The sequence below is a fragment of the Gilliamella apis genome, assembly GCF_030758615.1.
Taxonomy (GTDB): domain Bacteria; phylum Pseudomonadota; class Gammaproteobacteria; order Enterobacterales; family Orbaceae; genus Gilliamella; species Gilliamella apis_A.
In genome coordinates this window covers 2196506-2210754 of record NZ_CP132381.1, presented here as the reverse complement: position 1 = coordinate 2210754, position 14249 = coordinate 2196506, and the positions used below count along the sequence as shown (strand labels likewise).

Annotated in this window: 18 protein-coding genes and 1 pseudogene; 17 read left to right on the top strand and 2 right to left on the bottom strand. The window is 35.4% G+C overall.

Annotated features, from left to right (window positions below; all coding sequences use genetic code 11):
- Positions 1-51 precede the first annotated feature (51 nt).
- Positions 52-240 (bottom strand): ribbon-helix-helix protein, CopG family, encoded by a 189-nt coding sequence (locus RAM17_RS10215; protein ID WP_110447373.1) that lies wholly within the window; start codon positions 238-240, stop codon positions 52-54.
- A 281-nt stretch (positions 241-521) separates the two neighbouring features.
- On the opposite strand from RAM17_RS10215, the gene RAM17_RS10210 reads away from it, so the two are divergent.
- From RAM17_RS10210 to lysC, 6 genes are all read left to right on the top strand, one after another.
- Positions 522-1217 carry an endonuclease gene (locus tag RAM17_RS10210; protein WP_110447374.1) on the top strand — a complete coding sequence of 232 codons (696 nt, stop codon included), beginning with the start codon at positions 522-524 and terminating at the stop codon, positions 1215-1217.
- 57 nt (positions 1218-1274) lie between these two features.
- Positions 1275-1964, top strand: a complete 690-nt coding sequence (locus tag RAM17_RS10205; RefSeq protein ID WP_110447375.1) for a hypothetical protein — start codon at positions 1275-1277, stop codon at positions 1962-1964.
- A 225-nt stretch (positions 1965-2189) separates the two neighbouring features.
- Complete coding sequence (locus RAM17_RS12615) at positions 2190-2414, top strand: HP1 family phage holin (protein WP_220000030.1); 225 nt, start codon at positions 2190-2192, stop codon at positions 2412-2414.
- Positions 2374-2898 (top strand): lysozyme, encoded by a 525-nt coding sequence (locus tag RAM17_RS10200; RefSeq protein WP_110447377.1) that lies wholly within the window; start codon positions 2374-2376, stop codon positions 2896-2898. The genes RAM17_RS12615 and RAM17_RS10200 overlap by 41 nt, the downstream gene beginning before the upstream one ends.
- A 76-nt stretch (positions 2899-2974) precedes the next feature.
- Positions 2975-3295 (top strand): DUF2570 domain-containing protein, encoded by a 321-nt coding sequence (locus RAM17_RS10195; RefSeq protein WP_110447378.1) that lies wholly within the window; start codon positions 2975-2977, stop codon positions 3293-3295.
- Complete coding sequence (gene lysC / locus RAM17_RS12690) at positions 3216-3464, top strand: Rz1-like lysis system protein LysC (protein WP_444848745.1); 249 nt, start codon at positions 3216-3218, stop codon at positions 3462-3464. The genes RAM17_RS10195 and lysC overlap by 80 nt, the downstream gene beginning before the upstream one ends.
- 664 nt (positions 3465-4128) lie before the next feature.
- Here the strand turns inward: lysC and RAM17_RS10190 are convergent.
- On the bottom strand, positions 4129-4371 hold the full coding sequence (locus RAM17_RS10190) for a hypothetical protein (protein WP_110447380.1): 243 nt from the start codon (positions 4369-4371) through the stop codon (positions 4129-4131).
- Between the two features lie 618 nt (positions 4372-4989).
- Between RAM17_RS10190 and RAM17_RS10185 the strand changes: the two genes are divergently transcribed.
- The 11 genes and pseudogenes from RAM17_RS10185 (at position 4990) to RAM17_RS10135 (ending at position 14248) form a co-directional block, all read left to right on the top strand.
- A complete protein-coding gene (locus RAM17_RS10185) occupies positions 4990-5691 on the top strand; it encodes a KilA-N domain-containing protein (RefSeq protein ID WP_110447381.1) in 702 nt (233 codons plus the stop codon).
- 29 nt (positions 5692-5720) lie between these two features.
- Positions 5721-6242 (top strand): terminase small subunit, encoded by a 522-nt coding sequence (locus RAM17_RS10180; RefSeq protein ID WP_110447382.1) that lies wholly within the window; start codon positions 5721-5723, stop codon positions 6240-6242.
- Positions 6243-7760, top strand: a complete 1518-nt coding sequence (locus RAM17_RS10175) for a terminase (protein WP_110447383.1) — start codon at positions 6243-6245, stop codon at positions 7758-7760.
- Positions 7760-9142: a DUF4055 domain-containing protein gene (locus tag RAM17_RS10170; RefSeq protein WP_110447384.1), complete on the top strand. Its 1383-nt coding sequence runs from the start codon at positions 7760-7762 to the stop codon at positions 9140-9142. The genes RAM17_RS10175 and RAM17_RS10170 overlap by 1 nt, the downstream gene beginning before the upstream one ends.
- A gap of 3 nt (positions 9143-9145) precedes the next feature.
- Positions 9146-10204: pseudogene (locus RAM17_RS12610) on the top strand (hypothetical protein); the annotation flags it as partial.
- A gap of 658 nt (positions 10205-10862) precedes the next feature.
- On the top strand, positions 10863-11048 hold the full coding sequence (locus RAM17_RS10160) for a hypothetical protein (protein WP_110447385.1): 186 nt from the start codon (positions 10863-10865) through the stop codon (positions 11046-11048).
- A gap of 73 nt (positions 11049-11121) precedes the next feature.
- Positions 11122-11892, top strand: a complete 771-nt coding sequence (locus tag RAM17_RS10155; protein WP_110447386.1) for a hypothetical protein — start codon at positions 11122-11124, stop codon at positions 11890-11892.
- A gap of 14 nt (positions 11893-11906) precedes the next feature.
- Positions 11907-12935: an Ig domain-containing protein gene (locus RAM17_RS10150; protein WP_258334354.1), complete on the top strand. Its 1029-nt coding sequence runs from the start codon at positions 11907-11909 to the stop codon at positions 12933-12935.
- A 30-nt stretch (positions 12936-12965) separates the two neighbouring features.
- The gene (locus tag RAM17_RS10145) at positions 12966-13445 is read left to right on the top strand and encodes a DnaT-like ssDNA-binding protein (protein ID WP_110447387.1); all 480 of its coding nucleotides are present in this window, start codon (positions 12966-12968) and stop codon (positions 13443-13445) included.
- Entirely contained in the window at positions 13445-13798 is a 354-nt protein-coding gene (locus tag RAM17_RS10140) for a hypothetical protein (RefSeq protein WP_110447388.1), read from the top strand. Before RAM17_RS10145 ends, RAM17_RS10140 begins: the two co-directional genes overlap by 1 nt.
- Entirely contained in the window at positions 13799-14248 is a 450-nt protein-coding gene (locus RAM17_RS10135; protein WP_110447389.1) for a hypothetical protein, read from the top strand. It abuts the gene before it with no gap.
- Position 14249: the final 1 nt, after the last annotated feature.

The following is a 14249-nucleotide window of genomic DNA, read 5'->3' as shown; positions in this document are numbered from 1 at the left end:
AAGATGCGGTTTAAAGCGCATAAAATACAGTCAAGTTAAAAAGAAAGCCTCTCATGAGGCTTTTTTGTTTTCAAGATAAAATTTAATTGCATCAATAATCAATTGCGACTGCGATACATTTAATTTATTACTTGCTTCTTCGATTAAAACAATATCATCGACATGAAGCTTAAAGCCTTTTGTTTTCATGCCTCTTTTTTCGTCGCTTTTTCTTTGAATCTCGGCTCTAGTTAATACCATACAATCACCTTGATTTTTAAATACATAGTTGTTATATTTAAGGTCATCGGAGAGGTTTCCCTCTCCTTTGAACTACTTTAGAATGCTGGCGAGCTTATCAAAAGTAGCAGAATTAAAATGAGTATTTTAGATTTCATTTTACTTCTCCTTAAGCCCTCATCGAAAGCTGAGGGTTTACTTTATCAACTCCCTGTTGATGGTTATAATTATAGGTTAACCTACTTTAAAAATCAACTTATTTATTCAAAAATTTAAATATTTTTTTAGTCTTACTGGTTTAAATGAAGTCCTTGAAGAATTACTTTTTATTAGCTTTTTGTTTATTTTCTACTGCTACATTTGCATATCAGCAAAATTTCAATAATGCTAAAACTAATTTAGTTAAAATCTATAAATCAAATCCAGAACAAACCACATTCTATTGCGGTTGCGAGTTTTCATTTGACGGTAAAAAAGGTTCTGTAGATTTCAGTAAATGCGGTTATACACCGAGAAAAAATGAGGCGCGCGCATCTCGCATCGAGTGGGAACATGTTATGCCAGCCGAAAACTTTGGTAGACACTTGCAATGCTGGCGTGACGGTGGTCGCAAAGAGTGTAAAAAGGATGTAACTTTTAATGCAATGGAAGGTGATTTACATAACTTACAGCCTGCGATTGGAGAAGTAAACGGTGACCGATCTAATTATCGCTACTCACAATTTACAAAAGAATTTACTCAGTACGGGCAATGTCAATCAGCTGTAGATTTTAAAGAGCGAAAATTTCAACCTCGTGACGAAATTCGAGGCATGATTGCACGCGCATATTTTTATATGCGTGATAAATATAATATCAATTTATCAGATTCTGAAAGTAAGTTGATGACAGCGTGGAATGAGATGTACCCGCCCGAAGGCTGGGAATGTGATAGAAATCGACAAATAGAACGAATTCAGGGTAATGACAACAAGTTCATTACCGAAAAATGTAATTAATTTGATTATTTTGTGTTTAAATTATATCCTCAAATATCACCGGAGGATGTAACCAGAATGAATGATTTATTAGCCGAATATGTTAGAAAATTACCATTTGCGTTGGAAACAATAATTATATTATTGTTTTTTATATTATCGTTTTTCACAAAAGCGATAATGCCTATCACATCGTTTATTTCAGAAAAAATACTTAATAAATACAAAAACAGCCTATTACAGGTTTTATCAGTCGCCAAGCTAGATAAAGATTTGATTTCGGAATCAGAGAAAGAACTGTCAATCATGCTTAAAATTGAATTAACGCAGTGTAGAGATAGACAACAAGCGCTTTATTTTTATGAATTAAGTAACGAATCAAAACATGTTTTCCCATATAATAAATTTAAGCGTTTATATCCATATTTAAAATTTCAAGGCAAAGATATATTAATAAATAAAAAAGAAATTAAATTTACAAATTTAATATATTTCATTTTTAGTTTAGCTTTTTTAATCGAATCTTTGTTTTTTTTTGTGATGTCAATCTCAAATATTATTAACCATTCTCAAGAATTTTTTTTTAATTATTTTTATTACATGTTAGCAATGGTAATTCTTATTATGCTGTCCGCTTTTTTTAAGAAATTAATAATAAAGAAGTCTGAAATAAATCAATTCAACCAAATTAAGAATATTTATCATAAAAAAATTATCGCTAGATTAACAAAATATTATAAAGATATGTATTTTTCAAAATTTAATTAACTAGTTTAAATTTACATAACTAACCGCTTAATTGCGGTGTTTTTATGCCCAATTTCATGCAATCAGCATTAATTCATCGCAAACACTATATTTTCGCTGGTTGCTATTTTTATTTAACGCCTCGATTCTGAGGTTTCACAGTATAGACAGCAACGCTAGACACACACACTACTAATCATTAGCTAGTACGCTGTCACTCTATTAACTAAACAATCGTAAATTCATATGGATAAATACACGTCACCTATTTCCTATTTTTGGGGAGTCACATGCTCTATGTTTGGAGTTCTGAGTCTAAATGATATCGCTATTATTATCGGTATTATTATATCAATAGCCACATTTATCATTAATTGGATTTACAAACGCAGAGATTTTTATCATAAAAAAAATTTGAGAGAGCAATACTATGCGAAATATGAGAAAAATCACCACGACTGCGATTTGTAGTGTTTCAGCTATTATCGGTATTGTTCTAACAAATTACTCAGATGAAATTAGGACGAGCAGAGCAGGGTTAGAGTTAATAGGCAATGCCGAATCCTGCATTAGAGAGCCCTATTATTGTCCTGCAAATATCCTAACCGTTGGAATTGGTTCAACTGGCAACGTCGAGCAAAAACGCTATACAGACGAGGAAATCGCTAGACGCTGGGTAGATGATATCAAAACAGCGGAGCAATGTGTCAATCGACACGCTAACGGGTTTCATTTACCTCAACCAGTATTTGATGCAGTAACCTCAATCACGTTCAATGTGGGCTGTACCAAAATGCGCACCTCTACAATGTTTAAATACCTGAATAACGGAAATTATCGAGCTGCATGTAATGAGTTTCCTCGTTGGAATAAATCCAACGGAGTAGTTTTAAATGGGTTAGTTAAACGTCGAGAACGGGAGAAAGAATTATGTTTTTCGCATGTTTTGCTATAGCTGCAATTCTGGCTATCGGTGGTATTCGTGGTTGGGGTTGGTTTTTATTTGTTTCGTTATTTTTAGGTATTCACTAATGAATAAATCAAAAATATTAGGTATCGCATTAATTGTCGTTGGTTTTGTGCTAGCTGTCTATTTCGGTTACAACAATTATCAAGAGAATAAGCAGCTCAAAAAAGATAAAGCTGAACTATCTAGAAAAATCGAACAGTTGAAACAAGATATTGCTAAAAACAATCAAATCATAGCGCAACGAGAGCAAGAAAAAGCTCAAGACGCTATGTCAATTAAACAACTTCAAGAGCAAATGAAAGATGCGCTTAAAAATAATCAATGTGCTAATGATTTTATGCCCAGCAATATTTCTGACTGGATGCGGAACGGTAAAAACTGAGTACGTTTATCAATGCAATATTCCTGCATCATTAACACAGCCAAATAACGAGCCTCATATTGATAAGAGAATCACTTGGGGACAATGTCCAGTTCTGTACGCTGAATTATTGAACGAGTTGAGGCAGTGTAATGGCGATAAAAGGGCGATAAGAGAGATTAGTAAATAATGTTAATAAATTTTATGATTTAATAGATAATACTAGAAATGTATGTTGCCATGTAAATTATTATTAAATAGGAGCGTATTAATGAAATGCTTATGGTCTTTTATGAAATTATCGTTTAATATATGGAAAGATTTATTAGTATATAATTTTTTTATAAAAATGGTATTGTACCTGTCTGTGTATTTTTGTGGTACGTTGTTTTCTATTCCAATTTGTTTGAAATTTAGTAAGCATTGGATGCTTTTTATTCTATTCTATTTAATTCCTTATTTTTTTATTTTATACAATCGTGATCCAGGACAACGAAGAGAGGAAAAACTACTAAAGCTACCAAAACAACTAAAACTATTAGAAATACCATTAGGATTTTTAAAAAAACATAGAGTATGTACAATTGTTTTTTATACGTTACTTCTTTTCCTGTTTGTATTTTTATCTAATCACTCTAAATCATATTGTGTAGATAATATATCTTTTTTGGACGTACTTGAAACAATTTTAATTTATTAGCAATGGCTTGAAATTAAACTTGATCATTATTTGCCGCTTAATTGCGGTTTTTTTATATTTAAAGGGAAAATAAATGAAAAAGGGAAATAAGAGAAGTCATCAAATGAATTTAGCTACCTTATCAATGTTAACTAACACATTTGATGACATATTTTTAATTGTTATCTAATTTTTCCAAATCTTCAAAAAGTGATGGGAATTTTTCGTGATATTCATCAAGTTCTTCCCATGTTAAATGCTGTGCGCTGGTTTTATTAAAATGCCATTTTATTATGGGAGCTAAGACATCCCGCAAATATCTGCGATTTGATCTGCTACCGCTATATTTGTTTTTAATTAACCAATCTCTTATTTCATAATATTGATTAAAGTTGATTTGTTTATGATCACTAATCATTTTAAACTTCGCAATAAATAATTTTTGAATGATGGTATGTTATTCGGAATAAGTAGTGGTGCATAGTCAAATTAATCAATTATGTGACTAATGTGTCAATAATTTTCAAATATTTAAATAAAATCATGAATGTATACAATAACTCTCGCTGGCGTAAAGCAAGGCTAGATGCGAGCCCGTACATTGAAAATCATCTAGCTACAGTAACCGTGCCCTGTTCCTCTGTTTGTATTCGGTATCGAGTATTTTCACGACAGGGTCTTTTAAATAATCAATTGTTTTTAAATGATTTAAAAAATAATTTAATTTTGGTGTTTGCAAACGTCAACTTTTTGGGTTAAATTTTAATACAAATATATATATTGCCAATAAACCGCCTAGAGCGGTTTTTTTGTATCTAAAAAACATATAGCCACCTAATCGGTGGTTTTTTTGTGCCTAAAATGTTTGTAATCCACAAACCCAATTCACTTTTCAACCAATCATAATGCCATCACACGGCAATTAACAACAAGAGCCACTTAGGAATGAGTTTTAGAGGGCACCAGATGGTTTTCATGGTTACCTCTCTTGACTGGTTCCCTGTGTGACTAAAACTCATTTCTAATGGAGAATACCATGAATATTACAATTTTAAATACTGCAATAAAACAAGATAAAAAAGGGCTATTTTGTATCAATGATATACATAAAGCTAGTGGAAATGATAAAAGTAAACAGCCATCAAACTGGTTACGCCTTGATTCTACTCAAGAACTAATCCAAGAATTGGAGGACTCCTCAGATATGAGGAGTGGACAAAAAGCAATTGAGGTTATAAATGGTGGTAATTATCGAGGTACATATGTATGCAAAGAATTAGTTTATGCGTATGCAATGTGGATTAATGCAAGGTTTCATCTTCACGTAATTAGAACATTTGATAAAGTAATCCAACAAGATTATCAACGCCAACGATTAAGAGAATTAGCAAAGGTTGAATATAAGCCAATGACTGATGCAATAAAATTTGAGAAGGAGCATCAAGGAAAGGAAGTTAAGTATTACCACTTTAGTAATGAAGCTGATTTAATCAATCGTATAGCGCTAGGCATGACATCCGCCAAATTTAAAGTGCATCATGACATTAACAAAAACGAATCTATTCGAGATTATTTAACCCCATGTCAGATTAAATGCATTACCGATCTTCAAAGAGCTAATACTACTTTTATCCAATTAGGTATGGAATTTGAAGAAAGGAAATTAAGGTTAATGGAATTATTCAAACGCAATCACATCATACAGTTATTTGATGAACAGCAAAGAATAGCCGCTTAGTGCGGCTTTTTATATCTAAAGGGAAACATATGACAAAGCTCACAGACAAACAGGAGCTGTTTTGTCGTGAGTATCTAATCGATTTAAACGCGACACAGGCAGCAATAAGGGCTGGATATAAGGAAAGCTCGGCACAAGAACAGAGTAGCAGGTTGTTATCAAATGTTATGGTGCAAGGTTATATCATGGAGTTAAAGCAACAGCGCAATGACCGCAATAAGATAGATGCCGACTATGTACTAAAGCGATTAGTTGAGATTGACCAGATGGATATATTAGACATCCTCGCTCCATCGGGTGACTTCCTCCCAATTAAAGAATGGCCGAGAACATGGCGAACAACATTATCAGGATTGGATATCGCCATTATTGGAAGTGGGGACACTGAAGCGATTATGAAAAAAATTAAGTGGCCAGATAAAACAAAGAATCTTGAATTGTTAGGTAAACATATAAGTGTGCAAGCATTTAAAGAGAAGACCGAAACTACAGTTAACATGGCTGATGAAATGGCGTCACTAATGAAGGAGATATCCGACGAGGCAAATTAAATGGCAGAATCGAAACAATACTTTGATGAATTAAAAAAGAACCTCAAAGATAGATTCTGGCGCTTAAATCATTTGTATTACATAACAGATAAAACAGGTAAGAAAATTAAATTCAAAATGACACCTGAGCAACTCGAGTATTTTAACGGGATGCATACAAGGAATATCATTTTAAAAGCTCGCCAACTCGGTTTTACTACCGAAGTATGTATTATTCAGTTAGACGCCGCATTATTTCAATCTGACAAATGCGCATTAATTGCTCACAATCTTGAAGATGCAAAAAGGCTGTTTAGAGAAAAGGTTAAATTTGCCTATGACAACCTACCTGAAATAATTAAACAAGCCAACCCAGCAAAAAATGATGCCGCTCGTGAATTAGTTTTTAATAATGGTGGCTCTGTTTATGTAAACACTTCATTTCGTGGTGGCACATTAAAATATTTACATGTTTCTGAGTTCGGTAAAATCTGTGCTAAATTTCCCGATAAAGCAAGAGAGATTGTCACAGGTGCTTTTGAGGCTGTAGCAACAAATTGCTTCATAACTATAGAAAGCACAGCCGAAGGTAAAGCTGGTTATTTCTATGATTACTGTAACACTGCGGAAAAGGCGTTTATTTTAAGTAAGTCTTTATCTGCGCTTGACTGGAAATTTTTCTTCTTTTCGTGGTGGAAAAATCCTTTATATGCAATCAAGCCTGTTGAAAAACTGCCGCAAAGGTTAGTTGATTATTTCGACAAACTTAAATCAAAACACAACATTAATTTAACAGAAGAGCAAAAAGCTTGGTATCACGCTAAAGAGAAAACACTGGGTGATGATATGAAGCGTGAATATCCATCTATTCCAAGTGAAGCATTTGAGCAATCAATCGAGGGTGCTTACTATGCAAGGCAATTCAGAGAACTATACAAAGAAAAACGCATTACCGTACTACCTGATAATAGCCATTTACCTGTTTATACCTATTGGGACTTGGGTATCGGTGATTCAACCGCTATTTGGTTTGTGCGTAAAGTGGGTGAAGAATTTCACATCATCGACTACTACGAAAATAGTGGTGAGGGTCTCAGGCACTACATGAAAGTTCTTAAGGATAAATCACAAAAACTTGGCTATGAATATGCTGAGCACTGGGCACCGCACGATATTGATAATCGTGAATTATCGGGTGATGGTAAGAGCCGTAAACAGATAGCAAAAGAAGGCTATGAAATTGACGGTGAAAAATACAGCATTAAATTTAATGTGGCTCCAAGGTTAGGCGTTGATGATGGTATCGAATCAGTTCGTGAAATTCTTCCTCTTTGTGCATTTGATTCAAGCAAATGCGAACAGGGTATTGCTAATTTAGAAGCCTATAGAAAAGCATGGGATGATAAAAACGGCTGTTGGCGAGATAAACCGCTACATGATCACACATCGCACGGCGCGGATGCGTTTAGATATTTTGCTGTGGCTAATCGTAATAGACGTAGACCAGCTTACACTATTAAAATGGATACAACATTCTAATGAAACATGATATTACATTCATTCGACCTGAGCATAAACAGGCATCAATACATTGGGAAACAATGCGAGATGTTTGTGCTGGTGCTGAAATAGTTAAATCAAAAAGAAATAAATATTTACCTTTTCTCGATCCTACCGATGAAAGCGAACGAAATAAGCGACGAAACCAAGATTATATCAAGCGAGCTGTTTTTTATAATATTACTGGTAATACTAAAATAGGGTTAATTGGAATGGCATTTCGAAAAGACCCAACGGTTAGCATTCCTGATAAGTTAGAATACCTTAAAACGAATGCTGATGGTGCAGGAACAAGTATTTACCAACAATCACAGGCTACTCTTGAATCAGTGTTAGAGGTTGGAAGGCATGGGTTATATGTTGATTACTCCGATGATTCTAATGAGGCAATGATTTTGGTTTATAAGGCAGAGGATATCATTAATTGGCGAACCAAGCGCATTAATGGTAAAGATAAACTTGTTTTAGTCGTTTTACGTGAGGTTGTCGAAGAACCTGAAGATTATGGTTTTAAAGACATAACTCAGTATAGAGAATTAGCAATAGAGGATAATAAATTTATATGTCGTGTTTGGCGTCGAGCAGGAGAAAATAACAGCGGACCATTTGAAATTAGTTCTAATTATCTTCCAAAACCTAAAGGTCGTGAGCATTGGGATGAAATACCTTTTACTTTTGTAGGAGCACAAAGTAACGACCAAACAATAGATGATTCGCCGTTATCTTCACTAATTGAAATCAATTTAGGACATTATCGGAATAGCGCTGATTATGAGGACAGCTTATTTTTCTGTGGGCAAGTGCAACCAGCTATTAGTGGGCTTGATGAAGGGTGGCGAGATCATTTGGAACAAAACGGGGTCAAAATAGGCTCTCGTACTCCATTAATGTTACCTCAGGGTGGTAGTTTTATCTATGCTCAAGCGCAACCTAACTCATTAGCGAAAGAGGGCATGGATGACAAGCGCAATTACATGGTAGCTCTCGGCGCAAGGTTAATTGAGCAAAACTCATCGGTAAAAACAGCTACTCAAGCCAATGGAGATCAAACAGCATCAACATCGGTACTTGGCATTTGTTGCTCTAATATTTCAGAAGCTTATACAACTGCTCTAAGATGGTGCGCCCAATATCTTGGATTAAATGGCGATGATGTTACTTATACAATCAATCAAGAATTTATTTCTAAAGTTGCTGATGCAGGAATGATTACAGCCATTGTTAGTTCATGGCAATCTGGAGCAATTAGATACGAAGATATGATTAGAGCGATGCAAAAAATCGATATCATTGACCCTAGTGCCGATCCTGAACTAGTTAAGCAAGAACTAAAGGATACAGAACCTCAGTTTACGGGGTAGTTTATGACAATCAATAAAAAGCTCCGCAATGAAGCTATTTATCATCGGGTCAATCTTGTTGGCTATGAGAATAATCTAATCAGAGAATCACTGAAATTACTGGATATTGTTGACAAAGAGTTAACAGCGCAACTTTACGTTGCACTAGAAGACCTATCACCGAGTGATTTTAAAATATCTCGTCTTGAATCCATGTTAGCAAGCTCTAAATCTCTTAAATCTATCACTGATTACTTATTTGGTGAATTGAATTCACTTAGCGAGCATGAAAGCAACTATCAATATTCATTATTCGAATCATTGTTACCTGATATTGTTAAAAGCAAGTATCCGCTAATGCAAATATCACCAAATCAGATATTTACGGCCGTTAAAGCTAAACCCTTTCAGGGGCGGTTATTATCTGAATGGGCGAGCAATATCGAGGATGATAGACTTAAACGAGTAGCTAACGCCGTTCGGACAGGTTATGCAACAGGTGAAACTACTGAGCAAATAATTAGGCGCGTAAGGGGGACAAAAAAGAATAATTATAGAGACGGTATATTAGAGGCTAGTAAGCGAAATGTGTCATCTGTAATTCGTTCTGCTGTCTCTCACACTGCGGCTATTGCTCGTGAATCATTTGGAAATGCTAATAGCGATATAATCAAAGGTAAACAATGGCTATCAACGCTTGATACTAGCACTACGCCAATGTGCATGATTCGTGATTTAAAAGAGTACACACTAGATAACAAGCCGATAGGGCACATCATTCCATATGGCGATGGACCGGGCAAACTACACTTTTGTTGTCGCTCAGTTGAGACCTTCATTCTAAAAAGCTATAGAGAATTAGGAATTAATATTGACGAAGCACCAAGTGGTACAAGAGCGTCAATGGATGGGCAAGTACCTGCTAAAACCTCCTATCTTGAGTGGTTACAAGCACAATCAAAAGAAAGGCAAGAGCAAATTTTGGGTGTAGAAAGAGCAAGATTGTTGAGGAATGGTGAGATAGCACCAGAAAATTTCTTTACTCGTGACGGGCATTTATTAACGCTTGAACAGTTAAAAAATAGAGAATGCATTGTTGATTCAACCGTTAACTTAAAAACGATTGAAGATATTGAAAATTGGATGGTAAAGAAAAAGATAGCTGATAGCGTTCAATTCCCTAAGGGAACTTCATTAGAAAGTGCGAAAGAAGTTGCAGAAATATCGTCAGATATTATTAGACGGTTTAATTTACCTAAATTATCATGGCTTGGGACAAAAGAGGATTTTTCAGATAGTGCAGCAGGAGCCTATTATATATCCCAAAATTCTATCCATATGGCATCGTGGATGTTAGATGCAAACGAATGGGATGCAATTGCAGAAAATGCAGCTATGCTTGGGTATAAAGATGTAGTTATCCATGAACTTGCTTTATCACCAGATAAAAAACAGTTAGCTAAAATAATTTCTAACTTAGATGTCCTACCTTATGCTTCAGTTCAAAGTATTAAAGGTACGATAGCTCATGAGTTTGGACATTATTTATATTACCAAGATGAACGATATCTATCTCAAATAACTCAAACTGCATATAATGATAAATGGGCTTATGTGCTCAGTTATTATTCATCTGATTCAAATGAAGAGTTATTTTCTGAAAGTTTCGCTTTATATATGTTAGGTGATGAAAAATCAAAAAACCGTATCCATCCATTAATACTTGAGTGGTTTAAAAAACATGACAAACGATAATCTTAGAAAAGTACATGAATTGATTCAAAATAAGCCGTGGGCTGATGATATATTGGAGCAGATTCAAGCATTGATCGATAAAGAATCAAGCGTACCAATCAAGCGTATGATGTCAATGAGTATGAGCTCAGTAATAAATAAACTCGAAAATCAGAAAGTAAAACACAAATAAATTAAAACAATCCAATTTAAGGTCGCTATATGCGGCCTTTTTTATTTTAAAAAAACGATCCTAAGGGGACATCATGTTATTACAAAAAATTAATCGAAAGTTTTATTCACAAGCAGAAGAAGGCGGAGAAGCAGGCAGTGGAAGCTCTTCAATTTCGCCAGAAATTCAAGCGATGATTGATAAAGCTTCTGATGAAAAAACGCTAGGTTTAAAGAACAAAAACAGCGAATTATTAGGAAAGCTAAAAGATACGACAGAAAAACTTAAACAGTTTGAAGGTATCGACCCTGATGCGGTCAAAGCTATCTTACAGCGATTTTCAGATGATGAAGAAGCCAAACTAATTTCAGCAGGAAAAATTGATGAAGTTTTAAGTAAACGAACAGAGCGTTATAGAAACGAGTTCGATAAAAAACTTAAAGCAGAACAAGAAAAAGCTGATAACGCACAAAAGAAAGCTGAGAAATATAGTTCAATCGTTCTGAGCAACAAAATGACTAGTGCCGCATTAAAAGCAGGTGCGTTACCAGAGGCATTAGAAGATATAAGTTTACGTGCTAAGGGCATGTTTGTTTTAAGCGATGATGGCGAGGCTGTCGCAGTAGGACAAGATGGTGAACCTTTACTTGGCAAAGATGGTAAAACCCCTTTAACACCACAAGAATGGGTTGAATCATTAAAAGATAATGCACCGCATTTATTCCCAAAAGCTGAAGGCACTGGAGGTGGCGGTCATAAGTCTGGCGGTTCTAATTTAGTCCGTTCAAAGATGACCAGTTTGGAAAAACATAATTACATCCAAAAATACGGTCAACAAGCATATTTAAAATTACCAAAAGAATAAGAGGAAGCTAAATAATGGCAACAACTATAAACAATGATTTAATCATCTATAACGACTTGGCGCAAACTGCTTTTTTAGAACGTCGCCAAGATAATTTAGAAGTTTTCAATACTGCATCTAATGGTGCAATTTTAATCGATAACGAACTGATTGAAGGAGATTTCCGTAAACGAGCATTCTATAAAGTGGGAGGAACAATTGAATCTCGTGACGTTAACTCAACTAACAAAAAGCAAGGCAAAAAAATTGGAGCCGGCGAAACTGTAAGTGTAAAAGTCCCGTGGGCGTATGGACCGTATGAAACCACAGAGGAAGCATTTAAGCGGCGAGGTCGTGATGTGTCAGAGTTTTCCGAAGTAGTCGGTATTGATGTTGCTGACGCAACTACAGAAGGCTATGTTAAATACGCCATTCATTCTTTGATTGCGGCAATTGAATCTAACCCATCAATGATAACTACTGCGGATATCGCGACTGACGGTAAAAAAACCTTAACTAAAGGCTTGCGCAAATATGGAGATAAATTTGAACGAGTTTCTTTATTTGTTATGCATTCAACGACCTACTTCGAGATCATTGATCAGGCAATAAGCAATAAAATCCATGAAGAAGCGGGAGTTGTTGTATATGGAGGTCAACCCGGAACATTAGGTAAACCTGTTCTTGTAACAGATTGCGTGCCTGTCGATGCTATTCTTGGCTTAGTCGCTAATGCCGTAAAAATTACTGAATCACAAGCTCCGGGATTCCGTTCATATGACGTTAATGACCAAGAAAACTTAGTTATAGCTTATCGCGCTGAGGGCACAGTAAATATCGATTTACTAGGTTATAGCTGGGATACGTCAAAAGGTGATAATCCTGATTTAGCAAAACTTAGCGATAAAGAAAACTGGAAGAAACATTTTGACAGCGATAAATCTACGGCTGGTGTTTTAATTAAATTAGAAGCTCCAACTCTGAACAGGAAAGCTGGAAAAGCCACAAAAGCTGAAAAAGATGGAGAAGATGGAGAAACTAAAAAAGATAATGGTCAAGAGTAAGGGCGCAAGCCCTTATTTTGGAGGCTATGAATGATAAACACCGATCCTAATTCTAGCGACTTTAACAGTTATGCAAGCATTGAAGAGTTAGAAGCATTCGCTCAGGCTAGAGGCATTACTTTACCTGACAATAAAGAATCCTTACTTATTAAAGCTATGGACTACTTGAATGGGATTAATTGGGTGGGTAAAAAAGCTAAGCTTGAACAGCCTTTGTCTTTTCCAAGAAAAGATATTGTGCTAGACGGTTACCTTTTACCTAGCGGTGTTATTCCAGTTCAGGTTGTAAAAGCACAATGCATGCTAGCTATTGAAGCTATTGCAGGTGATTTACTTTCCAGTGTTAGAGATGCGCCAATTCAATCTGAATCAATAGCTGGAGCACTAAGTGTTACTTACGCTATAGATAAATCAGGCTTTATACCACGATATCCTGCCGTTATATCAACTCTTAGAGGGTTGGTAATAGGTGAGGGATTTTCTATAAATTGCATTGCTGAGAGGGGGTAATGGGTACTTTATATGGTCGCTCATTGAGCACCACATCAAGGCTACTTGCAAAATACGGCGAAAAATACCGCGTACACAGAAAAGGCAAGGTCTCTATTGTAAACGGTAAAGAAGTTGTGACAGAAAGCGTCATGTTCACCGCGATAGGCATAAAAACCAATTATAACCCGATTGAGATTGACGGAACAGTTATTCAGTCTGGAGATATTCAAATGGTATTTTCTGCCGATACCGAACTGAATATAAATGATTTAGTAACTATCGACGGTGAAAAATATCTGATTAAACAGCCAAATCCAGTAAAACCTGCTGATGTTCTTATATGCTATAAATCACAGCTAAGGAAAGCTTAAATGTCGAATAGTCAAAATTTTCTATTGTCTATCAATGCGTTTGTAGATAAAGCGAAAGCAAAAAATGAGCTTGTAGTTAAAAAGGCTAGTATCAAAATATTGCAAGACATTATCAGAATGTCACCAGTTGGACAGCCTGAATTATGGCTAGGTTATGCACCCAAAGGCTATGTTGGTGGGCGTTTTCGTGGCAACTGGCAAGTTACCTTTAATGTGCCTGCATCTGTTGAACTAGATAGAGTTGATCCATCAGGAATGGACACGCTAAAAGATGGTATCGAGCAAATTGGACGGTATACTTATGGCATTCAGTCAATCTACTTTACTAACAACTTACCTTATAGTGTGAGATTAGAATTTGGACACTCTAAACAAGCGCCTAACGGCATCGTTAGAATTGCCGCCTTAAACGCTCAAGCTCATTTCGACAACGCCGCAAAAGGAGGTTAAC

Excerpts from the sequence above, each read along its gene's own strand:
- RAM17_RS10160 (WP_110447385.1), top strand. The coding sequence starts at position 10,863 with ATGACAAACGATAATCTTAGAAAAGTACATGAATTGATTCAAAATAAG.
- lysC (WP_444848745.1), top strand. The coding sequence starts at position 3,216 with ATGCGCTTAAAAATAATCAATGTGCTAATGATTTTATGCCCAGCAATA.
- RAM17_RS10190 (WP_110447380.1), bottom strand. The coding sequence starts at position 4,371 with ATGATTAGTGATCATAAACAAATCAACTTTAATCAATATTATGAAATA.
- RAM17_RS10140 (WP_110447388.1), top strand. The coding sequence starts at position 13,445 with ATGGGTACTTTATATGGTCGCTCATTGAGCACCACATCAAGGCTACTT.
- RAM17_RS10210 (WP_110447374.1), top strand. The coding sequence starts at position 522 with ATGAAGTCCTTGAAGAATTACTTTTTATTAGCTTTTTGTTTATTTTCT.
- RAM17_RS10155 (WP_110447386.1), top strand. The coding sequence starts at position 11,122 with ATGTTATTACAAAAAATTAATCGAAAGTTTTATTCACAAGCAGAAGAA.
- RAM17_RS10150 (WP_258334354.1), top strand. The coding sequence starts at position 11,907 with ATGGCAACAACTATAAACAATGATTTAATCATCTATAACGACTTGGCG.
- RAM17_RS12615 (WP_220000030.1), top strand. The coding sequence starts at position 2,190 with ATGGATAAATACACGTCACCTATTTCCTATTTTTGGGGAGTCACATGC.
- RAM17_RS10215 (WP_110447373.1), bottom strand. The coding sequence starts at position 240 with ATGGTATTAACTAGAGCCGAGATTCAAAGAAAAAGCGACGAAAAAAGA.
- RAM17_RS10205 (WP_110447375.1), top strand. The coding sequence starts at position 1,275 with ATGAATGATTTATTAGCCGAATATGTTAGAAAATTACCATTTGCGTTG.
- RAM17_RS10180 (WP_110447382.1), top strand. The coding sequence starts at position 5,721 with ATGACAAAGCTCACAGACAAACAGGAGCTGTTTTGTCGTGAGTATCTA.
- RAM17_RS10135 (WP_110447389.1), top strand. The coding sequence starts at position 13,799 with ATGTCGAATAGTCAAAATTTTCTATTGTCTATCAATGCGTTTGTAGAT.
- RAM17_RS10170 (WP_110447384.1), top strand. The coding sequence starts at position 7,760 with ATGAAACATGATATTACATTCATTCGACCTGAGCATAAACAGGCATCA.
- RAM17_RS10185 (WP_110447381.1), top strand. The coding sequence starts at position 4,990 with ATGAATATTACAATTTTAAATACTGCAATAAAACAAGATAAAAAAGGG.
- RAM17_RS10195 (WP_110447378.1), top strand. The coding sequence starts at position 2,975 with ATGAATAAATCAAAAATATTAGGTATCGCATTAATTGTCGTTGGTTTT.
- RAM17_RS10145 (WP_110447387.1), top strand. The coding sequence starts at position 12,966 with ATGATAAACACCGATCCTAATTCTAGCGACTTTAACAGTTATGCAAGC.
- RAM17_RS10175 (WP_110447383.1), top strand. The coding sequence starts at position 6,243 with ATGGCAGAATCGAAACAATACTTTGATGAATTAAAAAAGAACCTCAAA.
- RAM17_RS10200 (WP_110447377.1), top strand. The coding sequence starts at position 2,374 with ATGCGAAATATGAGAAAAATCACCACGACTGCGATTTGTAGTGTTTCA.